General features: G+C 69.0%; 21 protein-coding genes. 15 read left to right on the forward strand and 6 right to left on the reverse strand.

Translation table 11 applies throughout. The annotated features are described in order from the left end of the window. Positions 1-216: 216 nt before the first annotated feature. From JW364_RS22315 to JW364_RS22335, 5 genes are read right to left on the reverse strand one after another with little or no spacing between them, the layout of a single operon-like run. Positions 217-966 (reverse strand): sirohydrochlorin chelatase, encoded by a 750-nt coding sequence (locus tag JW364_RS22315; RefSeq protein WP_055475486.1) that lies wholly within the window; start codon positions 964-966, stop codon positions 217-219. Further along, complete coding sequence (locus tag JW364_RS22320; protein ID WP_078112901.1) at positions 963-2,258, reverse strand: sulfate adenylyltransferase subunit 1; 1,296 nt, start codon at positions 2,256-2,258, stop codon at positions 963-965. The genes JW364_RS22315 and JW364_RS22320 overlap by 4 nt, the downstream gene beginning before the upstream one ends. Continuing rightward, positions 2,258-3,247, reverse strand: a complete 990-nt coding sequence (cysD, locus tag JW364_RS22325) for a sulfate adenylyltransferase subunit CysD (protein ID WP_176455919.1) — start codon at positions 3,245-3,247, stop codon at positions 2,258-2,260. Before cysD ends, JW364_RS22320 begins: the two co-directional genes overlap by 1 nt. Next, on the reverse strand, positions 3,229-3,978 hold the full coding sequence (locus JW364_RS22330; protein WP_205333882.1) for a phosphoadenylyl-sulfate reductase: 750 nt from the start codon (positions 3,976-3,978) through the stop codon (positions 3,229-3,231). Before JW364_RS22330 ends, cysD begins: the two co-directional genes overlap by 19 nt. Further along, entirely contained in the window at positions 3,975-5,738 is a 1,764-nt protein-coding gene (locus JW364_RS22335) for a nitrite/sulfite reductase (protein ID WP_205333883.1), read from the reverse strand. Before JW364_RS22335 ends, JW364_RS22330 begins: the two co-directional genes overlap by 4 nt. A gap of 368 nt (positions 5,739-6,106) precedes the next feature. Here JW364_RS22335 and hemW point away from each other — a divergent pair, with 368 nt between their 5' ends. Continuing rightward, positions 6,107-7,306, forward strand: a complete 1,200-nt coding sequence (gene hemW, locus JW364_RS22340) for a radical SAM family heme chaperone HemW (protein ID WP_205333884.1) — start codon at positions 6,107-6,109, stop codon at positions 7,304-7,306. Between the two features lie 19 nt (positions 7,307-7,325). On the opposite strand, the gene JW364_RS22345 is transcribed toward hemW, so the two are convergent. Further along, the gene (locus JW364_RS22345) at positions 7,326-7,784 is read right to left on the reverse strand and encodes a type II toxin-antitoxin system VapB family antitoxin (protein ID WP_205333885.1); all 459 of its coding nucleotides are present in this window, start codon (positions 7,782-7,784) and stop codon (positions 7,326-7,328) included. Positions 7,785-7,946: 162 nt separating this feature from the next. Between JW364_RS22345 and hrcA the strand changes: the two genes are divergently transcribed. The 14 genes from hrcA to JW364_RS22415 all read left to right on the forward strand — a co-directional run bounded on the left by hrcA (position 7,947) and on the right by JW364_RS22415 (position 21,840). After that, positions 7,947-8,981, forward strand: a complete 1,035-nt coding sequence (gene hrcA, locus JW364_RS22350) for a heat-inducible transcriptional repressor HrcA (RefSeq protein ID WP_010841232.1) — start codon at positions 7,947-7,949, stop codon at positions 8,979-8,981. A 166-nt stretch (positions 8,982-9,147) separates the two neighbouring features. Next, positions 9,148-10,314, forward strand: coding sequence for a molecular chaperone DnaJ (gene dnaJ / locus JW364_RS22355; protein ID WP_205333886.1), 1,167 nt, complete (start codon positions 9,148-9,150; stop codon positions 10,312-10,314). Between the two features lie 63 nt (positions 10,315-10,377). Further along, positions 10,378-11,127, forward strand: coding sequence for a 16S rRNA (uracil(1498)-N(3))-methyltransferase (locus tag JW364_RS22360; RefSeq protein ID WP_205333893.1), 750 nt, complete (start codon positions 10,378-10,380; stop codon positions 11,125-11,127). Next, on the forward strand, positions 11,124-11,903 hold the full coding sequence (locus tag JW364_RS22365) for a S9 family peptidase (protein WP_159371111.1): 780 nt from the start codon (positions 11,124-11,126) through the stop codon (positions 11,901-11,903). Before JW364_RS22360 ends, JW364_RS22365 begins: the two co-directional genes overlap by 4 nt. Before the next feature lie 138 nt (positions 11,904-12,041). Next, positions 12,042-13,124: a PhoH family protein gene (locus JW364_RS22370; RefSeq protein ID WP_055475523.1), complete on the forward strand. Its 1,083-nt coding sequence runs from the start codon at positions 12,042-12,044 to the stop codon at positions 13,122-13,124. Then, entirely contained in the window at positions 13,121-13,723 is a 603-nt protein-coding gene (ybeY, locus tag JW364_RS22375; RefSeq protein ID WP_165629855.1) for an rRNA maturation RNase YbeY, read from the forward strand. The genes JW364_RS22370 and ybeY overlap by 4 nt, the downstream gene beginning before the upstream one ends. Then, positions 13,720-15,144 (forward strand): hemolysin family protein, encoded by a 1,425-nt coding sequence (locus tag JW364_RS22380; protein WP_205333887.1) that lies wholly within the window; start codon positions 13,720-13,722, stop codon positions 15,142-15,144. Before ybeY ends, JW364_RS22380 begins: the two co-directional genes overlap by 4 nt. Beyond that, entirely contained in the window at positions 15,141-15,485 is a 345-nt protein-coding gene (locus JW364_RS22385; RefSeq protein WP_078112894.1) for a hypothetical protein, read from the forward strand. The genes JW364_RS22380 and JW364_RS22385 overlap by 4 nt, the downstream gene beginning before the upstream one ends. Beyond that, complete coding sequence (era, locus tag JW364_RS22390; RefSeq protein WP_205333888.1) at positions 15,478-16,389, forward strand: GTPase Era; 912 nt, start codon at positions 15,478-15,480, stop codon at positions 16,387-16,389. Before JW364_RS22385 ends, era begins: the two co-directional genes overlap by 8 nt. Before the next feature lie 56 nt (positions 16,390-16,445). Next, positions 16,446-17,858 (forward strand): YhgE/Pip domain-containing protein, encoded by a 1,413-nt coding sequence (locus JW364_RS22395; RefSeq protein ID WP_205333889.1) that lies wholly within the window; start codon positions 16,446-16,448, stop codon positions 17,856-17,858. A 55-nt stretch (positions 17,859-17,913) separates the two neighbouring features. Beyond that, entirely contained in the window at positions 17,914-19,773 is a 1,860-nt protein-coding gene (locus JW364_RS22400) for a pyruvate kinase (protein WP_205333890.1), read from the forward strand. A 54-nt stretch (positions 19,774-19,827) separates the two neighbouring features. After that, the gene (recO, locus tag JW364_RS22405; protein WP_055475472.1) at positions 19,828-20,631 is read left to right on the forward strand and encodes a DNA repair protein RecO; all 804 of its coding nucleotides are present in this window, start codon (positions 19,828-19,830) and stop codon (positions 20,629-20,631) included. Beyond that, complete coding sequence (locus JW364_RS22410; protein WP_205333891.1) at positions 20,612-21,433, forward strand: isoprenyl transferase; 822 nt, start codon at positions 20,612-20,614, stop codon at positions 21,431-21,433. The genes recO and JW364_RS22410 overlap by 20 nt, the downstream gene beginning before the upstream one ends. Then, complete coding sequence (locus tag JW364_RS22415) at positions 21,430-21,840, forward strand: hypothetical protein (RefSeq protein ID WP_068970366.1); 411 nt, start codon at positions 21,430-21,432, stop codon at positions 21,838-21,840. The genes JW364_RS22410 and JW364_RS22415 overlap by 4 nt, the downstream gene beginning before the upstream one ends. The last annotated feature ends 268 nt before the right edge of the window (positions 21,841-22,108 follow it).

Here is a 22,108-nt window from a genome sequence, read left to right on the forward strand (position 1 = left end):
CGTTCCGCCGAACACAAAACGAAGAAAGACATCCTCCGCTGCCTCAAGCGCTACATCGCCCGCGAAGTGTTCCGCGACCTCACCACTGACCTCGGAGCACTTGACAAGCTATAGGACCCTCTCGTCGACCTCGACGCGCTCCTTCGTCGCTTGCTCGGCCCGGCGGCTTGCGCTCCTCGCACCTCAGGGAGCAGGGGCTGGGACCTGAGGGTCCCCTCAAGGAGCGGGGTGGTACCCAGCGGGCACCACTCGTTGATCCGCCGCCGTGCGGTAGAGCGACCCGATCGCCTCGATGACGTCCGGATGGGTGCCGAGGGGACCGGCGACGAGGGTGTCGTCGACCAGGGCGTCGAGCGCCGACTCGACCCGCTCGGTGAGCAGTCCGGCCGACAGGAAGTACGGACTCACCGCGATACGTCGGGCACCGCCGGCGCGGAGTCGGCGCACGGCCGAGACGACGGCGCGATCGTGCGGCCCCAGCTTGGTCGCGAAGACCACCTCGACCGGACGGTGGAGCCGTGTCGACAGTTCGATCGCCCGTAGGCGCACCGAACGATCGGCGGCCGGGTCGGAGGACCCGACCGCGGACAGGATCACACCGTCGTGCGGGCCGAGGCCGGCCTCGATCAGACGGTCCGCCAGTGCCCCGGCCAACGACCGGGTCCCCATGACGTCGGTCTGCCGGGCGGTCGGTCGTCGCGACGCGATGATCGACGGTAGGTCGATCTTGTGGTGGTACCCCGCCGACAGCAGCATCGGTACGACGACCGGACCGTGGTGCGTCGAATGCGCCCCGTCGAGCTGTCCGAGAACGTCGCCCACGAGTGGCTCGTCGAGGTCGAGATAGGAAAGCACCACCTCGACACCGGGCAGGCTCGACGCGACGGCGTTCCGCACACGGCGCGCGGTCGCGCCGAAGCGCGGATCGCGACTGCCGTGTGCGGCGAGGACGAGAGTCGGTGTCACACCAACTCTTTGAGATGGAGCGGCGCCAAGGCGTCGCCCACGAGGCCCGCGGCCAGCGTGTTCCCGCCCTGCGGGTCGATGACCAGGAAGCTGCCCGACTCCCGGTTGACCTGGTAGTCGTCGGCCGGGATCGGCTCGGCGGTCTGCACCGAGATCCGCACGATCTGGTTGAGCTCCACCGATTCCGGAGCCTCCACCAGGGCGAGGTTCTGCTCGTCGAACAGCGCGTCGAGGGCGCCGACGATCGCCTGGGTGGTCTTGGTGCCGTGCTTGAGGAGCAGGCGAGCGCCCGGGCGCAGCGGCTTCTCGGCGAGCCAACAGACCGTTGCGCTGAACTGCTGCAACGGTTCCGGGGCGTCAGCGGCGGCGGCGATGAGGTCGCCGCGCGAGATGTCGACGTCGTCTGCCAGCAGAATCGTGACACTGCGTCCGGTGTGCGCGGTGGGCAATTCGCCGTCGGCGGTGTCGATCTGGCTGACGGTGGTCCGCTGCCCCGACGGCAGGACGACCACCTCGTCGCCGACGGAGACCCGGCCGGCGGCGATCTGACCCGCGTAACCACGGTAGTCGGGGTGTTCCGGCGTGCGGGGACGGATGACGTACTGGACCGGGAACCGCAGGCCGACGTCGTTGCGCTCCACCAGATTGGGCACGGTCTCGAGATGCTCGATGAGTGTCGGCCCGTCGTAGAAGGCGGTGGTCTCCGAGCGGTGGGCCACGTTGTCGCCGTGCAGCGCCGACACCGGGATCGCGGTGACCTGCTCGTCGGACCAGCCCAGCGACCGGGTGAGTTCGGCGAATTCAGCGGAGATCTCGGCGAACACCGACGCCTGATCGGTGACGAGGTCGATCTTGTTGACCGCGAGCACCAGCTGGGGCACGCCGAGGAGGGCCATCACCGCGGCGTGGCGGCGGGTCTGGGCGACGACGCCGGTGCGGGCGTCGACGAGCAGGATCACCAGCTGCGCAGTCGACGCACCCGACACCGTGTTGCGGGTGTACTGGACGTGCCCGGGGGTGTCGGCGAGCACGAACGAGCGCGCGGGAGTGGCGAAGTAGCGGTAGGCGACATCGATGGTGATGCCCTGTTCGCGCTCGGCCCGCAGCCCGTCGACGAGCAGCGACAGGTCCGGGGTGTCGAGACCGCGGTCCACCGACGCCTTCGTGACCGCGTCGATCTGGTCGGCCAGAACGGATTTCGTGTCGTACAGCAGGCGGCCCACCAGCGTGGACTTACCGTCGTCGACGCTGCCCGCGGTCGCGATGCGGAGGAGATCAGGAGCGTGCTTCATCAGAAATATCCTTCGCGCTTACGGTCTTCCATGGCGGCCTCGGAGACCCGGTCGTCGCCACGGGTGGCGCCACGCTCGGTCAGCCGCGACGCGGCGACCTCGGCGAGCACGGCCTCGTTGTCCGTGGCGTCGGACAGGACCGCGCCGGTCGAGGAGCCGTCGCCGACGGTGCGGTAGCGCACCGAGAGTCGCTGCACCTCTTCGCCTTCGCGGGGACCGCCCCAGACTCCCGAGGTCATCCACATGCCGTCGCGCTGGTAGACCTCGCGCTCGTGGGCGTAGTAGATCGACGGGAGAAGCACCTGTTCGCGAGCGATGTAGCGCCAGATGTCGAGCTCGGTCCAGTTCGACAGCGGGAACACCCGCACGTGCTCGCCCGGGGCGTGGCGGCCGTTGTAGAGGTTCCACAGCTCGGGGCGCTGTCGCTTCGGGTCCCACTGGCCGAAGGCGTTGCGCAGCGAGAAGATCCGCTCCTTGGCGCGCGACCGCTCCTCGTCGCGCCGACCACCGCCGAACACCGCGTCGAAACGGTTCTCGGTGATCGCGTCGAGCAGGGGGATGGTCTGCAGCGGGTTGCGGACCCCGTCGGGGCGCTCGGTGAGCCGGCCGTCGGCGAGGTAGTCCTCCACCTTGGCCACGTGCAGCCGCAGGTTGTGCCGTTCCACGACCTGGTCACGGAACTCGAGGACCTCGGGCAGGTTGTGCCCGGTGTCGACGTGCAGCAGCGAGAAGGGCAGGGGCGCAGGCCAGAACGCCTTGAGCGCGACGTGCAGGAGCACGGTGGAGTCCTTGCCGCCGGAGAACAGGATCACCGGCCGCTCGAACTCTCCCGCGACCTCGCGGAAGATGTGGATCGCCTCGGACTCCAGGGCGTCGAGTGTGGTGAACTCGTCGGCCTCCGCGGCGGCGCCGCTCGTCTGGGCAGCGGCCACGCCGGGCGTCGCCGGAACGGACGGTGTTTCGGTCACGGTCATGCGTGCAGCCCACATTCTGTCTTGGCGCGACCGGCCCAGCGGCCGCTGCGCGGATCGGATCCGGGTTCGGGTTTGGCGGTGCACGGTGCGCACCCGATCGAGGGATATCCCTCGTCGACGAGCGGATTCACCAGCACGCCGTTGGTGTCGATGTAGTCCTGCATCGTCTCGTCGGACCAGGCCGCGATCGGATTGATCTTGACCAGTCCGAAGCCCTCGTCGAAGGAGATGAGCGGGGCGTTGGCCCGAGTCGGTGCCTCCACACGACGGATGCCTGTGATCCACGCGTCGTACCCGGCGAGCCCGGCCTTGAGCGGCACAACCTTCCGCAGTCGGCAGCATTCGCCCGGGTCGCGGGCGAAGAGGTTGCGGCCCAACAGTTCGTCCTGCTCGGCGACGCTGTGCTCGGGGGTCAGGTTCACCATCTCCACGCCGTACACCTGCTCGACGGCGTCGCGGGTGCCGATGGTCTCGGCGAAGTGGTATCCGGTGTCGAGGAAGAGCACCTTGACCGGGTCGCCGTCGAGCAACTCACGGTCGATGTTCTTCACGGCGAGGTCGACCAGGGCCGCGTCCTGCATGTTCGACGCGACGACGAAGTTGGTGCCGAAGGTCTGCGCGGTCCAGCGGATCAATTCCTCCGGGGTGGCGTCGGAACCGAGGTCCGCAGCACCCTTCTCGGCGATGTCCCGCAGCTGGTCCTCGCTGAAGCGCCGGCCCGTACGGGTGGTGGTCTCGATGGTCATCGCAGCGCCTCCTCATCGGCACGAACGGCCCACTGCGCGAACCGTTCACCCTCTTCGCGTTGGTCGACGAAGTTGCGGACCACGCGCTCGATGTAGTCGCCCAGTTCGGTACCCAGCACCTTGTGCTGGCGCAACTTGCGACCGAAACCCGAGTCCAGGCCCAGGCTGCCGCCGAGGTGGACCTGGAAGCCGTCGGTCTGGTTGCCGTCGGCGTCCTCGACGAGCTGTCCCTTGAAGCCGATGTCGGCGATCTGCGACCGTCCGCAGGAGTTGGGGCAGCCGTTGATGTTCACCGTGATCGGCACGTCGAGCTTCGCGTTGATGTCGGCCAGCCGCTCGTCCAGTTCCGGGGCGAGGACCTGCGAGCGCTTGCGGGTCTCGGTGAACGACAGCTTGCAGAACTCGATGCCGCTGCACGCCAGCAGGTTCCGGCGCCACCGCGTGGGCCGGCCGTGCAGGCCGAGCGGCTTGAGCTCGTCGATCAGCCACTCGACCTTGTCGTCGGGGACGTCGAGGACGATCAGCTTCTGGTACGGGGTGAAGCGCACACGGTCGGAACCGGCCGCGGCGACCGCGTCGGCGGTCTTGGTCAGGATCGTGCCCGAGACGCGACCGGCGATGGGGGAGAAGCCGATCGCGTTGAGTCCGTTGCTCAGCTTCTGCACACCGATGTGGTCGATCGGACGCTCCGGCTTTTCCGGCGCCGGGCCGTCGATCAGCTTGCGCCCCATATATTCGTCCTCGAGCACCTGGCGGAACTTCTCGATGCCCCAGTCCTTGATGAGGAACTTCAGCCGCGCCTTGGCGCGCAGACGCCGGTACCCGTAGTCGCGGAAGATCGAGACCACGGCCTCCCAGACGTCGGGCACCTCGTCGAGCGGCACCCAGGCGCCGACGCGCTGGGCGAGCATCGGGTTGGTGGACAATCCGCCGCCGACCCAGAGGTCCAGTCCGGGGCCGTGCTCGGGATGCACGACGCCGACGAACGCGACGTCGTTGATCTCGTGGACCACGTCCTGCTGGCCCGAGATCGCGGTCTTGAACTTGCGCGGCAGGTTCGAGTACTTCGGGTCGCCGATGTAGCGGCGGACGATCTCGTCGATGGCCGGGGTGGGGTCGAGGACCTCGTCGAGGGACTCGCCGGCGAGCGGCGAACCCAGCACGACGCGGGGGCAGTCGCCGCAGGCCTCGGTGGTCTGCAGCCCCACGCCCTCGAGGCGCTCCCAGATGGTCGGGACGTCCTCGATGCGGATCCAGTGGTACTGGACGTTCTCCCGGTCGGAGAGGTCGGCGGTGTCGCGGGCGAACTCGGTGGAGATCTCACCGAGGGTGCGCAGCTGAGCGACGTTGAGCGCACCGCCGTCGCAGCGCACCCGCATCATGAAGTGGCTGTCCTCGAGGATGTCGATGTTCTCGTCGCCGGTCCAGGTGCCGTCGTAACCCTCGGCGCGCTGGGTGTAGAGACCCCACCAGCGCATCCGGCCGCGCAGGTCCTGTTTGTCGATCGAGTCGAAACCCTGCTTGGAATAGATGTTCTCGATGCGCGCACGCACGTTGAGCGGGTTGTCGTCCTTCTTGACCTGCTCGTTGGGGTTCAGCGGCTCGCGATAACCGAGCTTCCACTGACCCTCGGCGCGGCGCTTGGTCGGACGGGCCTTGCGGGCCGGGCGCGCGGGCTTCGCGGCGGCCGGCTCTGCAGCGGCAGCGTCGTTCGGTGCACCCGGACCGGAAGCGGCGGGGGCGTCGGTGGTGGACGTCATGAACTCTCCTGTGCCGGCGCACAGGGCCGGCGTTCGTTGCACGAGTTACGGGCTGAAACGTGCCGGCATCCCCAGGGAATCGGGGACAAATCGGGGCCGAGACGTCGCTAGATGCGACAGAAAGCGCTGTTGACGCGCTTGAGATCAATGTGGCGGCGAGCTGCGAGCCACACCCCGGGGAAAATCACGCGGTCCATAGTGCCACGCTCCCTATCGGCTCGTCTACTTGGGGTTATTTTCCATCATGATGATGGAAACCGGGCCGGCCTCCACACCTGCCTGCGCCGCACAACGCCGTCGAGGACCGCGCTGTTCCCGATCGGGGCGACGATTTCCTCCCACGCCGCCGCGATCGGCATCATGGAACGGTGAAGGTCGACACCACCACCATCGCAGCCGACCTGGTCGCCGCTGCGTGCCGCGACGTCGACGCGGACGTGCCTCTCGCGCTGTACCTGCACGTCCCGTTCTGCGCGACCCGGTGTGGATACTGCGACTTCAACACCTATACGGCGGGCGAACTCGGTTCGTCGTCGTCGCCGGAATCGTGGCAGCACGCGGTCGCCCGCGAACTCGAGGCGGCGTCGCGGATGCTGGCCCCCGGCCGGCCGGTCTCGACGATCTTCGTCGGCGGGGGCACGCCGTCGCTGCTCGGCGGCGACGGCCTCACACGACTCCTCGACGCCGTCCGGGTCCACTTCGACCTGTCCGACGACGTCGAGATCACCACCGAGTCGAATCCGGAGTCGACCTCGCCGGAGTTCTTCGACGACCTCCGCTCCGCCGGTTTCACCCGCATCTCGCTCGGCATGCAGTCGGCCGCCGCACACGTGCTCCGGCTGCTCGATCGCACGCACACCCCGGGTCGGGCGGTTGCGGCCGCCAGGGAGGCACGAGCGGCCGGGTTCGACGACGTCAACCTCGACCTGATCTACGGCACGCCCGGCGAGACCGACGCCGACCTGCACGCCACCGTTGATGCGGTGCTCGACGCCGGGGTCGACCATGTGTCGGCCTACGCGCTGATCGTCGAGGACGGCACCGCGCTCGCTCGCCGCATCCGGCGCGGGGAGATGCCCGCACCCGACGACGACGTCCTTGCCGACCGCTATCAGATCCTCGACCGTCGTCTGCGTGCGGACGGACTCGACTGGTACGAGGTGTCGAACTGGGCGCGCGGCGAGAAGTCGGTGTGTCGTCACAACATCGCCTACTGGCACAGCCACGACTGGTGGGGCATCGGTCCGGGGGCGCATTCCCACGTCGCGGGCGTGCGCTGGCTGAACGCCAAACATCCCGCGCGCTATGCGAAGTCGCTGGCGGACGGGGTCTTGCCGATCGCTTCGGCAGAACAGCTGACCCCCGCGGACCGACACCTCGAGGCCGTCATGCTGACCACCCGATGCCGCAGCGGACTGCCGCGCGATCTCCTCGACGACGCCGAGACTGCGCATGCCGAGCAACTCTCTGCCGATGGACTGCTCACCGCGGCCGACGACGCCTACGTGCTCACCGACGCGGGTCGGTTGCTGGCCGACGGCGTGATCCGCCGCGTGCTCTGGGGCTGACGCGGGGCCGGTTGTCGGCCTACCAGCTCTGATCGGGGCGAGGCGGACTCGTCCAGCCCGTCGATCGCGCACCGCGCCGATGCGCACCGGGGCCGTCGGGCGTGGTCGGGGGCCGGCGCGCCGGGATCTCGGCGGTGTCCTCGAGTTGCTCGTCGAGGGGTTTGGCCACGTCGGACAGGTCCAGGGCGTCGAGGTCGAGGGTGCGCGCGTGGATGATGTGCCGGTTGCGCAGCGCCGACCGCACCGCGCGATGCAGTCCGTCCTCGAGGTAGAGCTCGCCCTCCCACCGCACGACGTGGGCGAACAGGTCGCCGTAGAAGGTGGAGTCCTCGCTGAGGAGCTTGTCCAAGGCGAGGACCTTGGTGATCGGCGTCAGCTGGTCGAGCCGGAGTTGCCGCGGCGGGATCTTGGCCCAGCCGCGCGTCGACAGCCCGTGGTCGGGATAGGGCTTGCCCTCCCGCACCCCCTTGAAGATCATGCGAACTCCTCCGACGCCCGTGCCTCGACGATTGCTGATCTGCGACGACGCGTCGACGGTCAGTGCGCGACACCACGCCGTGGCACGGTGATCGCGATCCCATTTCGTACTATGGAACGCACCCAACTGTATGGCAGGGACCCGAGTCAGGAGGTGTGCCGCGTGTCTACCACCGATGATCGTCGCTTCGAGATCTTGCGTGCGATCGTGACCGACTACGTCGACACGCAGGAACCGATCGGTTCGAAGGCGCTCGTGGAGCGACACCAGCTGGGGGTGTCGAGTGCCACCGTCCGCAACGACATGGCGGTCCTGGAGGCAGAGGGATACATCACCCAGCCGCACACCAGCTCCGGCCGGGTACCCACCGACAAGGGCTACCGGATGTTCGTCGATCGGATCAGCGAGATCAAGCCGCTGTCGGCCGCCGAGCGCCGGGCGATCCTCTCGGTGCTCGACTCCGGCGTCGACCTCGACGACGTGCTCCGGCGCTCGGTGCGGCTCCTTGCCCAGCTGACGAGACAGGTCGCGGTCATCCAGTACCCGGTCTTGTCGGCGGCGACCGTGCGTCACCTCGAGGTCGTCACCCTGTCGCCGTCGCGCCTGCTGCTGGTCGTCATCGTCGACAACGGCCGGGTCGAACAGCGCATGGTGGCGCTGAACGAAGACCACGATGAGGACGAGATCGCCCGGTTGCGCGATCTGTTCTCGGCCGCACTGCACGGCAAACGCCTCGAAGCCGCGTCGGCCGCGGTGGCCGAGCTCGCCAATTCCGCGCCTGAGGATCTGCGCGGAGCGGTCCTCAACATCGCCACCGTGCTGGTGGAGACCCTCGTCGAACGCGGTGACGACCGGCTGGTGCTCGGCGGCACGTCGAACCTCGCGCGGTCGGCGGCCGACTTCACCCCCGTCGTCGGCGGGATGGACACCGTTCTCGAGGCGCTCGAGGAGCAGGTGGTGGTGCTCAAGATCTTGGCGACGACCCAGGACATGGGCCAGGTCACGGTGCAGATCGGCGAGGAGACCCGGACCGAGAACCTGCGTGGCACCTCGGTCGTGTCGACAGGGTACGGTGCTTCGGGAACCGTGTTCGGCGGCGTCGGTGTGCTCGGCCCCACACGGATGGACTATCCGGGAACCATCGCCTCGGTGGCGGCCGTTGCCAAGTACATCGGCGAGGTGCTCGCCGAACGATGATCGCTGTTTTTCCATGATCGCTGTCGGGCATACCGCAGCGTCGACGGCGGCCGCTCGCGACACCGAGCCGGGACGACGACGGGGACGGCCGGTCCACCCGCGCGTCGCGCGATCGTGAGAGCACCCGCCGCCAGGCACCAACTGAGACCGAAGGATCACTACAACCGTGGCACGTGACTACTACGCAATCCTGGGAGTGGCGAAGGGCGCCAGTGATCAGGAGCTCAAGCGCGCCTACCGCAAGAAGGCGCGGGAGCTGCACCCCGACGTCAACCCGGGCAAAGAAGACGAGTTCAAAGAGGTCAGCACCGCCTACGAGGTGCTGACCGATCCGGAGAAGCGTCGCATCGTCGACGCCGGCGGTGATCCGCTGGCCGGCGCCGGTGCGGGCGGCTTCGGCGGTTTCGGTGGCGGCGGCGGATTCGGGGACGTCTTCGAGGCGTTCTTCGGCAACGGCGGTGCGTTCGGTGGCGGTGGCGGGGGCTTCGGCTCGGGCCGCGGACCCAAGTCCCGTGTCCAGCCGGGTGAGCCGGCGCTGGTGAACGTGACCCTGGATCTCGCCGAGTGCGCCAAGGGGGTCGCCAAGGAGATCACCGTCGACACCGCGGTCCTCTGCGACGTGTGTACCGGCTCGGGAACCAACGGCGACAGCAAGCCGGTCACCTGCGACATCTGCAAGGGCGCCGGGGAGATCCAGTCGGTGCAGCGCTCCTTCCTCGGGCAGGTCATGACCGTGCGCGAGTGCCCGACCTGCCACGGCGTCGGCGAGGTCATCCCCGACCCCTGCCACAAGTGCGGCGGCGACGGACGCTACCGCTCGCGACGCACGATGACCGTGCGCATCCCCGCCGGGATCGAGAACGGCATGCGGGTTCGCCTCACCGGGCAGGGTGAGGTGGGTCTCGGCGGCGGCCCGGCCGGCGATCTGTACGTCGAGGTCGCCGAACGGCCGCACGAGGTGTTCCTGCGCGACAAAGACGACCTGCACTGCACCGTCAAGGTCCCGATGGCCGACGCCGCGCTCGGTGCCGAGTTCGAGGTGGAGACGATTCTCGGCGATCCGGTCACCGTGACGGTCGCGCCCGGCACGCAGCCGGGCCAGATCGTGAAGCTGCGCGGGCAGGGCATGCCGCACGTCAGTTCCGGTGTGCGCGGCACCATGCACGTCCACCTCGACGTCGTCGTACCGACCAGACTCGATGCGGCGCAGACCGAAGCACTGAAGAAGTACCGCAAGATCGCCGCCGACGAGATCGAGGTCGTCAACACCTCGGCGGCCGCGGCGCCCGGCGGCCTCTTCTCGCGGCTGCGCAACGCGTTCGCCGGGAAGTAGGCACCTGGTGTCCGCGGCGGCGATCTCCGAGTGGATGTTCGCGTTCGGGACGGCGGGTACGCGGTGAGTCCACCGCTGTTCTGGGCGGACTCCGTGCCCGCGCCCGGCGCTGACCTGATCCTGAGCGGTCCCGAGGGTCGTCACGCGGTCACCGTCGCCCGGCTGGGCGTCGGCGAACGGGTCCTCGTCGGCGACGGCGCCGGCTCGGTCGGCGGTTGCGAGATCCGGGAGATCACCGCCAAGGACACACTGGTGGCGACCGTCCACGACCTCGCGTTCGAGGCTCGCCCGACCCCGCAGGTGACCGTGGTGCAGGCGCTCCCGAAGTCGGAGCGGTCCGAGCTCGCGGTCGACCTCGCCACCGAGGCCGGCGCCGACGTCATCGTGCCGTGGCAGGCGCTGCGGTGCGTGTCGCGGTGGACGGGCAAGGCGGACAAGGGCGTTGCCAAATGGCGGGCCGCGGCCTCGGCAGCTGCCAAACAGAGCCGTCGACCATGGATTCCGGAGATCACCGACCTCGCGACCACCATCGACGTCCGGGCCCGCTGCGCGGACGTCGTCGCGCGGGGAGGGGTCGTCGCCGTCCTGCACGAGGAAGCCGCGCAGCCCCTGGCCCGGCTACCCCTCGCCGACGCCACCGAGATCCTGCTCGTGGTCGGGCCCGAGGGCGGACTCGACGCCGGCGAGGTCGCCGACCTGACCGCGCTCGGTGCGCACTCGGTCGTGCTCGGCCCCGAGGTGTTGCGTACGTCGACGGCCGCCGCGGTGGCCCTCGGTGCGATCGGGGTGCTCACCCGCCGGTGGGCCCGATGAGTGTCGTCGGACGCCGTTCGGTGCGTCGGACCAAGATCGAATACGGCTCTGCGCCTTCCCAATTCGGGCACCTGTACGTGCCTTCCGAGGGGCTCGACGCCGCGACGCCGACGCGGCTCGTGGTGCTTGTCCACGGCGGGTCCTGGTCTGTCGAGTTCGGGTCGACGACCCAGACCGCGATCGCCCGGATGCTCGCCGAACGCGGGGCGGCGGTGTGGAACATCGAGTACCGCCGGGTGGGTGAAGAGGGCGGCGGGTGGCCGAATACCGGCCGGGATGTCCTCGACGCGCTCGGTGCCCTGGACGGTCCCGTCCGCGACCTGCTCCCGCCCGGCGCTGTCGACTTCGCCTCGACCGCGGTCGTCGGGCATTCCGCGGGTGGTCAGCTCGCGGTCTGGGCCGTCGGTCAGCTCGGAGCCCGGACCGCCACGGCCACCATCACCACCGTGATCGCCCAGGCGGCCGTGCTCGACACCGTCGGCGCAGCGGACCGGGAGTCGGTGCGGGCGTTCATGGGTCGGCCGTTCAGCGAGTCGCCGCGCCGCTACTCCGACGCCTCACCACTGCTGGCACCGGTGGTCGACGCCCACGTCGTCGCGATCCACGGCGACGCCGATGACCTGATCCCGGTCGAGTCCAGCCGCCGGTACGTCGACGCCGCGATCGCACGCGGACAGTCCGCCGAACTCATCGTCGTCCCCGGTGAGGGGCACGACGCCTTCGTCGACCCGCGCAGCGTCGGCACGCGACAGACGATCCGCGTGCTCGGGATCTGACGGAAATATTGCCTGCTGATCGGCTGTTGCACCGCGATACACTGACCACACCCCAGCCGCCGCGACCGCGTCGTCCGGGGGCGCCGCATCCAGAACCGAACATCCATCCGGACCAGAACACCAGGAGTGATTTCATACGTGAGTGACGACAACCCCGACCAGAGCGGGCAATCCAGCCGTACGCAGCCGCGCCGGTCTGGGGTCACATCCACTGTCGAAGTCTCTCCCGGAGTCGTGTTCGGGCTGCTCGGCGCGAGTGACGTCAACCTGCGTACCCTCGAGCAGCTCCTGCCCGCCGACATCCACGTCCGCGGCAACCAGGTGACCTTGACCGGTGAACCCGCCGAGGTAGCCGCGTCCGAGCGCGTCATCGCCGAACTCGTCGACCTCGTCGGGCGCGGAACCCCGCTGACACCAGATCTCGTCCGGCACAGCGTCTCGATGCTGTCCGACGGCACCGAGGAATCGCCCGCCGACGTGCTGTCACTGGACATCCTGTCGCGCCGCGGCAAGACGATTCGGCCCAAGACACTCAACCAGAAGCACTATGTCGACGCGATCGACGAGCACACCATCGTCTTCGGACTGGGCCCGGCCGGCACCGGCAAGACCTATCTGGCCATGGCCAAGGCCGTGCAGGCGCTGCAGTCGAAGTCGGTCAACCGCATCATCCTGACGCGGCCGGCGGTCGAGGCCGGCGAACGTCTCGGCTTCCTGCCGGGCACGCTGAGCGAGAAGATCGACCCGTACCTGCGCCCGCTGTACGACGCGCTGCACGACATGATGGACCCCGACGCGATCCCGAAGCTGATGGCGGCCGGGGTCATCGAGGTCGCGCCGCTGGCCTACATGCGCGGCCGCACCCTGAACGACGCGTTCATCATCCTCGACGAGGCGCAGAACACCACGAGCGAGCAGATGAAGATGTTCCTCACGCGCCTCGGTTTCGGTTCCAAGGTCGTCGTGACCGGTGACGTAACGCAGGTGGACCTGCCCGGCGGCGCCCGCAGCGGTCTCCTCGCCGCGTCGGAGATCCTCGAGGGCATCGACGACATCCACTTCGCCCGCCTCACCAGCCAGGACGTGGTCCGGCACCGCCTGGTCGCCGACATCGTCGACGCCTACGGGCGAGCCGAGGAGGCGCAGCGGGGTCTGCCCAACACGGCCATCGGCGGCAATCGCGCCGCACGCCGGGCAGCGGCGCAGGGTCGTCGCTCATGAGCATCGAACTGGCCAACGAATCCGGGGTCGAGGTCCCGGCCGAGTTGATCATCGACGCCGCGCGTTTCGCGGTCACCGCGATGGACGTGAACCCGGCCGCATTGCTGTCGGTGCTGTGTGTCGACGAGGACACCATGGCCGACATGCACGTCCAGTGGATGGACCTGCCCGGTCCGACCGATGTCATGAGTTTCCCGATGGACGAACTGGTGCCCGGCGGCCGGCCGGATGCGACCGACCCGGGTCCGGCGATTCTCGGGGACATCGTGTTGTGCCCGGACTTCGCCCGGAAACAGGCGCGCGAGGCCAAGCGGTCCTTCGAGCACGAGCTCGCCATGCTGACCATCCACGGAGTGCTCCACCTCCTCGGCTACGACCATGCCGAGCCGGAGGAGGAGCGCGAGATGTTCGGACTGCAGAACCGCATCCTCGACGCGTTCTACGCCGAACGTCACCGTCGCGCCCAGGAGCAACGACAGACCGACCGCGATTCCCGGCTGCTGTCCAACATCGGGTTCACCGGAGCCGAGGGAGATTCACCGACCCCCGGTGCCCAGTCGGTGCCCGAGCAGTCGCGGTCCGAGGAGGACCGAGGGTGACCTCCGACTACTGGTTCATCGTGGCGGCAGTCGTGTTGATCGTGGTGGGCGGCGTCTTCGCGGCCGTCGACACCGCGGTGTCGACGGTGTCGAACGCCCGGGTCGACGACATGGTCCGGGAAGGGCGGGCCGGTGCGCGCCGCCTGGCGGGCATCCTCGAGGCGCGTGCGACCTATGTCGGCCTCGTGGTGCTGCTCCGAGTCGTGTGCGAGACCGCGGCGGTCGCGCTCGTCGCGGTCGCCGCGACGCAGCTGATCGGCGTCGGCGGGGGACTGGCGGTGGCCATCGCCGCCATGACGGTCGTCTCGTACGTCGCCGTCGGCGTCGGCCCCCGCACGCTCGGCCGGCAGCACGCGTACACGATCGCGCTGTCGTCGTCGTACCTGTTGTTCGCGCTCGGCGTGCTGCTCAAACCGCTGACCCGGCTGTTGATCCTGATCGGTAACGCCCTCACCCCGGGTCGCGGGTTCCGCAACGGTCCGTTCGCCACCGAGGTCGAGTTGCGCGAGGTCGTCGACCTGGCCGAGGCCTCGGGCGTCGTCGCGGCCGACGAGCGCCGGATGATCCAGTCGGTCTTCGACCTCGGCGACACCAGTGCCCGCGAGGTGATGGTCCCGCGCCCGGAGATGGTGTGGATCGAGGCTGACAAGACCGCGCTGCAGGCCACGAGTCTCGCGACGCGGTCCGGACATTCGCGGATCCCGGTGATCGGGGAGAACACCGACGACGTCCTGGGCATCGTGTACCTCAAGGATCTGGTGGCGCGCACGGTCGCCCAGCGGATCGATCCCACGACCCTCCGCGTGGTCGACGTGATGCGCGAGGCCGAGTTCATCCCCGACTCCAAGCCACTGGACCGGGTCCTCGCCGACATGCAGCGCGAGCGCAACCACATGGCGATGCTCGTCGACGAGTACGGCGGCATCGCCGGGCTGGTGACCATCGAGGACGTGCTGGAGGAGATCGTCGGCGAGATCACCGACGAGTACGACATCGACGAACTCGCACCGGTCGAAGACCTGGGCGACGGGTCGTACCGGGTGTCGGCACGACTGCCGGTGGAGGATCTCGGCGAGCTGTTCGGTGTCGAGATCGCCGAGGAAGAGGTCGAGACGGTCGGCGGACTCGTCGGTCTGGAACTGGGGCGGGTGCCACTGCCCGGCGCCCGGGTCGAGTCGCACGGGCTGCAGCTGGTGGCCGAGGGTGGGCCCAATCGCCAAGGGCGCCAACGCATCATCACGGTGCTGGTCACCCGGGTCCCCGACCCGGACGAGGATTCCCGACGCGACGAGCACGGCGGGCAGTCGAGTCGATCGCAGGGACGTGCCGAGCGCACCACGGGCAACGCCCACGAGGACCAGGACACGGACACCGCCGGCCAGGAGCGCGCAGGCGAGTCGAGAGCAAGGATGAACCAGTGACCGAGACCCTCTCCGACGAGGATCGCAAGCTCGTGGTGCTCGCCCGAGGTGCGCTGGCGCGCGCCGAGTCGCCCTCGGGCGCGGCGGTCCGGGACGGCGACGGTCGCACCTACGCCGGGGCCGACGTGCGGACCCGCTCGCTGACCCTCACCGGACTCCAGGTCGCGGTGGCGTCGGCGATCTCGAGCGGCGCCCGCTCCTTCGAGGCGGCGGTCGTCGTCAACGGTGACGCCGGCGACCCGGGCCTGGACACCCTGCACGAGCTGAGCCCGGAGGCCTATGCGGTCCTCACCGACACCGCGGGTCGTCCTCAGCAGCGGCTGGGGCGCGCGGATGCCTGAGTTCCGTTCGGGCTTCGTCTGTTTCGTGGGCCGGCCCAACACCGGCAAATCCACGCTCACCAACGCCCTGGTCGGCGAGAAGATCGCGATCACCTCGAATCGTCCGCAGACCACCCGCCACACCATCCGCGGGATCGTCAACCGGCCCGACGCCCAGCTGATCCTCGTCGACACCCCGGGCCTGCACCGACCGCGCACCCTGCTGGGTCAGCGCCTGAACGACCTCGTCCGCGACACCTACTCCGAGGTCGACGTGATCGGAGTCTGCATACCGGCCGACGAGGCCATCGGTCCGGGTGACCGGTGGATCATCTCGCAGGTCCGCGAGATGGCGCCGCGCACGACGATCGTCGGGGTGGTCACCAAGATCGACCGGGTCGGGCCGGAGCAGGTCGCCAAACAGCTGCTCGCACTGTCGCAGGTACTCGGGCCGGACTCGGAAGTGATTCCGGTGTCGGCGAAGTCGGGCAAGCAGCTCGACGTGCTGTCCGACGTGCTCGTGAGCCTCATGGAGGAAGGCCCCGCGTTCTACCCGGACGGCGAACTCACCGACGAACCCGAACAGGTGCTGATGGCGGAGTTCATCCGCGAGGCCGCGCTCGAGGGGGTGCACGACGAGCTGCCGCACTCGCTGGCCGTCGTCATCGAAGAGGTCATCGATCGTGAGGACCGCGACCCCGACCTACCGCCGATGGTCGATGTCCACGCCGTGCTGTTCGTCGAACGCGACAGCCAGAAGGGCATCATCATCGGCCGCAAGGGCGCGCGTCTGAAGGAGGTCGGTACAGTTGCCCGCGCACAGATCGAGCGGCTGCTGGGCACCAAGGTGTACCTGGATCTGCACGTGAAGGTCGCCAAGGACTGGCAACGCGACCCCAAGCAGTTGCGTCGATTGGGTTTCTAGCAGCGTGTTCCTGACGGCCTGGCGCCGGCAGGGGCGGCCTGCGGGGAGGTACGCCGATGGGAACGCACGAATCGCCACAACAGCCGGGGGACGATACCGGTAGGGGAGCGCACGAGGCGCCAGACACCGACCAGCCGACCGGTCGCACGATCGCCGGCGTCCTCGGATCGCCGCGTTTCTGGCTGGCACCGTTGGCTCTCGTCGCAGTGATGTTCTCGCTGATGGCCGCGCTGTACATGGCGGCGGTGGTCGACCCGCAGCGTCACCTCCACGACTTCCCCGTCGCCCTGGTGCAGGAGGACGCGGGTGGTGAGGTGCAGAACGCAGACGGACAGTCCACGCCGCAGAACTTCGGCGACCAGGTCGCCGAGGGCATCATCTCCTCGGCGGCGCAGAATGGGATCGTCGTGACCCGCACCGACCGCTCGACCGCGCTGTCCGAACTCAACAGCGGCAAGGTGTACGGCGTCATCGTCGTCGGGTCCAATTTCACGAATCGGGCGGTCGCACTGGGCCGGTCGACGGTCCTCACCGCCGAACCGGCGAAACCGACCATCGACATCTTCATCAACCGGGGCTCCGGGGCGTTCGCGTCGTCGATCACCACCACCCTCGCCGATCAGGTCCGTGAACGGGTCAACGAGCAGGTGGGCGCGCAGCTGACCGAACAGGTGCGTACCCAGCTCGAGCGCAACGACATCACCTTCACCGGCGCGGCGCAGCTCGCGCTCGCGAGCCCGGTGGCCGTCGAGGTGTCCGAGCCGACTCCGCTCCCGGAGGGTGCGGGCAATGGATTGTCAGCGTTCTACCTGACCCTGCTGCTCGTGCTCGCCGGCTTCACCGGGGCGATGATGGTCAGCATCGTGGTCGACGGCATGCTCGGCCAGACCCCCATCGAATACGGGCCGTTCTATCAGCTGCGCGAGCGGCTCGCGATCAGCCGGTGGGCGACGCTCGCGGCGAAGTGGACGATCATGTTCCTGGTCGCGGTGGTGCTCTCGACCTTGTTCATCGCCGTCGGCGCGATGGTCGGGACGTCGATCCCGAACGGCTTCGTGCTCTGGATGCTCTCGGTCCTCGGCATCTTCGCCGTCGGCGTGAGCGCGAGCGCGATGATGGCGGTGTTCGGCAACCCCGGTCTGCTGTTCAATCTGCTCTTCTTCGTGGTGTTCGGCCTGCCGTCGTCGGGCGGGACGCTACCGCTGGAGGCGAGTCCCCGCCTCTTCGAGTGGATCGCCGCGATCGAGCCGATGCACGTGATCTACCTCGGTGTGCGTGCGGTCCTGTACTTCGACGCCGACCTGTCGGCGGGGTTGGGCCGATCGATCATCCAGTGCTTCATCGGCTTGCTCGTCGGCGTGCTCCTCGGTCTGCTCGGCACCAAGTTCTACGACCGCAAGGGCTGGCACCGATACCCGGGTGGGATGACGCTGCCGCCGAAGCTGGACAAGATCGTCAACGCCGGCTGACACGGGCGGCGCCGCCTCGCCCCGACCGTTCACCTGGGTCTGACACGGTGGCCGGATGGGTACCCCCGTCGTCATGTCGATCCCCGAATTGTCCTCGGCCCTGCACGAACTGCGCGACGACCTCGACCGCGCCGAGGTGCAGGCCGAATCGCTCATCGCCGCCGTCGCCGACCAGCACCGGGACAGCGCCCGCAACCTCGTGCACTACGTCGCGGTACGACGCCGCGATCTGCGTCCGCTGCAGGAGTCGATGTCCGCGCACGGACTGTCGAGTCTCGGCCGGATGGAGTCGATCGTCTATTCGTGGATCGAGACGGTGATCGAAACGGTGGACGCCTTGGCCGAGGGTCGCACCCGGCATCCGATCTGGGGTGACCTCGCGGGCGGGGTGCGGACCCTGACGCGTAATCGCGACCGGCTCCTCGGGCGCGTGCACCCCGGTGGCGGCGATGACGCCATCGCCGACGGACCCGGTGACGAGCACGGCGAGCGGGCCACCCGTGTGATGGTCACGATGCCGACCCAGGCCGCCGACGACCCCGACCTCGTCCGCGCCATGGGTGCCGCCGGAATGGACGTCGCGCGGGTGAACTGCGCACACGACGGCCCGGCCGAATGGGCGCGGATGATCGAGTCGGTGCGTGCTCTACCCGGCCGGGTGCGGGTGGCCATGGATCTCGCCGGTCCGAAGTTGCGCACCGGCCCGCTCGAACCGGGACCGAAGGTGATCAAGGTCAAACCGGTCCGCGCCGACGATGGCACCGTCGAACGGCGGTCGCGGGTGCGGCTCAGTGCCGCACCGTTCGACCCCGGCGCACGCCTGCCCGACGGCATCGACGCGGTCATCCCGGTACGCGCACTCGCCGACGTCGTGCAGGGAGACCGGTTGCGCCTACGGGACGCTCGTGGTCGCCGACGGCGACTCGAGGTGGTCGCGGTGTCCGAGGCGGGGATCGACGTCGAATGCGATCGCACCGTCTACTACGAGACGGGTACGCCGATCGGGTTGTCGGGCTCTGCCGACGCCGCTCCGATCGTCGTCGACGATCTGCCCGAGAAGCGTCAGCATCTGCTCGTGCGCACCGGTGACGAGCTCCGGTTGCAGCGCGACCTCACGCCGACCCCGGCGACCCGGACCGGGCCGCACCGGATCGGATGCGAGCTCGGGGACGCCTTCGACGACGTCGAGGCGGGCCATCGGGTGTTGTTCGACGACGGCAAGATCGCCGGGCGAGTGCGGGAGAAGGTCGATGGCGAGATCGTGGTCGACGTCGAGCGTGCCGCGCCGGACGGGACGAAACTCCGCGCCGAGAAAGGCATCAACCTCCCGGACACGACACTGCACATCCCGGCGCTCACCGCGTCGGACCGCGATGACCTCGAGTTCGTCGCGGCACATGCCGACATGGTGAACTGCTCGTTCGTCCGGTCGCCGGAGGACGTGGCCGACCTCATCGGCGAACTGAACCGTCGCGGTGCGTCCGATGTGGGCATCGTGCTGAAGATCGAGACCCGGGCGGCCTTCGAGTCGCTCCCGCAGATGCTGCTCGAGGCGATGCGCTGGGACGCGGTCGGGGTCATGATCGCTCGCGGCGACCTCGCCGTCGAGGTCGGGTTCGGCCGGCTCGCCGAAGTGCAGGAGGAGATCCTCTGGCTGTGTGAGGCAGCGCATGTGCCGGTCATCTGGGCGACGCAGGTGCTCGACGGACTGGCCAAGAAGGGCGTGCCGTCCCGGGCCGAGGTCACCGACGCCGCGATGAGCCGGCGTGCGGAGGGCGTGATGCTGAACAAGGGGCCCTACATCGTCGAGGCCATCGAGGCGTTGACGTCGATCCTCGACCGGATGGGTGGTCACGTCGAGAAGAAGCGCTCGCTGCTGCGGCCGCTGACCTCGTTCGACATCGATCCGGGGTAGGCCGGCGGGCATGTCGGGGCACGTCGTGTCGGTACCCGATGGGAGAATGTCGCGGTGAGGTTCTACCGGGATGAGGCCGTCGTGCTGCGCCAGCACAAGCTGGGCGAAGCCGACCGCATCATCACGCTGCTCACCGCCGAACACGGTCTCGTGCGCGCGGTCGCCAAGGGCGTGCGGCGGACGCGGTCGAAGTTCGGCGCCCGGCTCGAACCCTTCGCCCATATCGACGTACATCTGTATCCCGGCCGCAGCCTCGACGTGGTCACCCAGGTCCACAGCCTGCACGCCTTCGCCGACGCCATCGTCGCCGACTACGGGCGCTACACCACGGCCTGCGCGGTCCTTGAGACCGCCGAACGGCTCGCAGGCGAGGAACGAGCGCCCACCCGTCAGCTGCACCGGCTGACGGTCGGGGCGCTGGCCGCGCTGGCCGACGACCGCCGGCCGCGAGAACTGATCCTCGACGCCTACCTGCTGCGCGCGATGTACAGCGCGGGCTGGATGCCGGCGCTCGAGGAGTGCGCGCGGTGCGCGACGCCCGGCCCCCACCGCGCTTTCCACGTCGCCGCCGGCGGCGCCGTCTGTCTGCCGTGCCGGCCACCCGGATCGGCGACCCCCTCGCCCGGCGTGCTCGACCTCATGGAAGCCCTGTTCCGCGGTCGGTGGGATGAGGTCGTCGACGCCACGCCGTCGCTGCGTCGCCAGGCCAGCGGACTCACCGCCGCGCATCTGCAGTGGCATCTGGAACGCCAGCTCCGAACCCTGCCGCTGATCGAACGCACCGCCCCTCATAGGCTGATGGAGACGGGTGTGGACACGGGCGTGAGGAGGGTCGACGATGGCGTTGCGGCCGGGTAGTTCGGCGAAGGGACGCAAGGCCGCGAGCCTCCGGACGGATGTCCGTCCCCCCGGTCCACATCCGAGCGGTGCCCGGCCCCCGGCGATCCCCGCCGAGTTCGTGCCCAAGCACGTGGCGCTGGTGATGGACGGGAACGGGCGCTGGGCCACCGATCGCGGGCTCCCGCGCACCGAGGGGCACAAGCGCGGCGAGGCCGTGTTGATGGACACCGTCTGCGGCTGTATCGAATTGGGGGTCGGCTGGCTCTCCGCCTACGCGTTCTCCACCGAGAACTGGTCGCGCAGCCCCGACGAGGTGAAGTTCCTCATGGGCTTCAACCGCGACGTCATCCGCCGTCGACGCGATGAGATGCACGAGATGGGCGTCCGGGTGCGCTGGGCCGGACGCCGACCCCGGTTGTGGCGCAGCGTGATCCGGGAACTCGAGATCGCCGAGGAGATGACCCGCGACAACACCGTCATGACGCTCACGATGTGCGTCAACTACGGCGGTCGTGCCGAGATCGCCGACGCCGCACGGGAGATCGCGCGACGCGCGGCGCGCGGCGAGATCGACCCGGAGCGCATCTCGGAGTCGACCTTCGCGCGGTACCTGGACGAGCCGGACATGCCCGACGTCGACCTGTTCCTGCGTCCGTCGGGGGAGCAGCGGATCTCGAACTTCCTGCTGTGGCAGTCGGCGTACGCCGAGATGGTCTACCAGGAGAAGCTCTTCCCGGACTTCGACCGGCGTGACCTGTGGGCAGCCTGCCTCGAATACGCATCGCGCGACCGGCGATTCGGCGGGGTGAAGCCGTCGTGACCGACGCCGCCGCGCTCCTCGACCGGACCGCGCAGATCGTCGCCGAACTCGGTCCCGTCGACCGACCCGACGCCGACTCCCTCGTCGTGCAGGTCGGTCCGACGCGTGCCTCCATCCGCGTGCTCACGCTGGCCGACGGGCTCGACGTACTGGCCCTGACGCAGATGGTTGCGATGGACCTGCCCAACACCCCGACGCTCCGGGACGACGTCGAGGCGTGCGCCGCCCAGCTCAGCTTCGGCAGCCTCCGACGCTCCGACCGTGCGGGGGTCACCACAGATGTGTTGCAGTACTACACGTTTCCGGCGAGCCAGCTCGACGACGTGCCGCTGCTGACGGTCCTGCACATCGTCCTCGCCGCCGGTGTCGACGCCGCCGAACGGCTGGTGGGCCCGGCTTCTGCTTGAGTCTGGCGACATCGGATCCCGCTCCCTGAGGACTGAGAAGCGTTGAGCACGACCAATGCTCCCTGAGGCGTTGAGCGCGACCTATGCTCCCTGAGGTGCGCGCGAAGCGAGCCACGAAGGGCCGCAACGTGTCTCGCCAGGACCCTAATGGGGGTGGATCGGCGTCCTGCAGGGGATGCTGGTTTGTGTGAGCCTTCCCGGCCGGTGACCACTCCGAGACCCTGAAACGGTGTCGGATTTCTACACGAAGACCGTGGCCCGGCCGGGT

Origin of the sequence: Gordonia sp. BP-119 (assembly GCF_016924115.1) — a bacterium.
Taxonomy (GTDB): domain Bacteria; phylum Actinomycetota; class Actinomycetes; order Mycobacteriales; family Mycobacteriaceae; genus Gordonia; species Gordonia hongkongensis.

Bases quoted from the DNA above. Each gene is read 5' to 3' on its own strand.
- JW364_RS22320 (WP_078112901.1), bottom strand. From the start codon at position 2,258: ATGAAGCACGCTCCTGATCTCCTCCGCATCGCGACCGCGGGCAGCGTC.
- cysD (WP_176455919.1), bottom strand. From the start codon at position 3,247: ATGTGGGCTGCACGCATGACCGTGACCGAAACACCGTCCGTTCCGGCG.
- JW364_RS22330 (WP_205333882.1), bottom strand. From the start codon at position 3,978: ATGACCATCGAGACCACCACCCGTACGGGCCGGCGCTTCAGCGAGGAC.
- JW364_RS22335 (WP_205333883.1), bottom strand. From the start codon at position 5,738: ATGACGTCCACCACCGACGCCCCCGCCGCTTCCGGTCCGGGTGCACCG.
- JW364_RS22345 (WP_205333885.1), bottom strand. From the start codon at position 7,784: ATGATCTTCAAGGGGGTGCGGGAGGGCAAGCCCTATCCCGACCACGGG.
- JW364_RS22365 (WP_159371111.1), top strand. From the start codon at position 11,124: ATGAGTGTCGTCGGACGCCGTTCGGTGCGTCGGACCAAGATCGAATAC.
- ybeY (WP_165629855.1), top strand. From the start codon at position 13,121: ATGAGCATCGAACTGGCCAACGAATCCGGGGTCGAGGTCCCGGCCGAG.
- era (WP_205333888.1), top strand. From the start codon at position 15,478: ATGCCTGAGTTCCGTTCGGGCTTCGTCTGTTTCGTGGGCCGGCCCAAC.
- JW364_RS22395 (WP_205333889.1), top strand. From the start codon at position 16,446: ATGGGAACGCACGAATCGCCACAACAGCCGGGGGACGATACCGGTAGG.
- JW364_RS22400 (WP_205333890.1), top strand. From the start codon at position 17,914: ATGGGTACCCCCGTCGTCATGTCGATCCCCGAATTGTCCTCGGCCCTG.
- JW364_RS22410 (WP_205333891.1), top strand. From the start codon at position 20,612: ATGGCGTTGCGGCCGGGTAGTTCGGCGAAGGGACGCAAGGCCGCGAGC.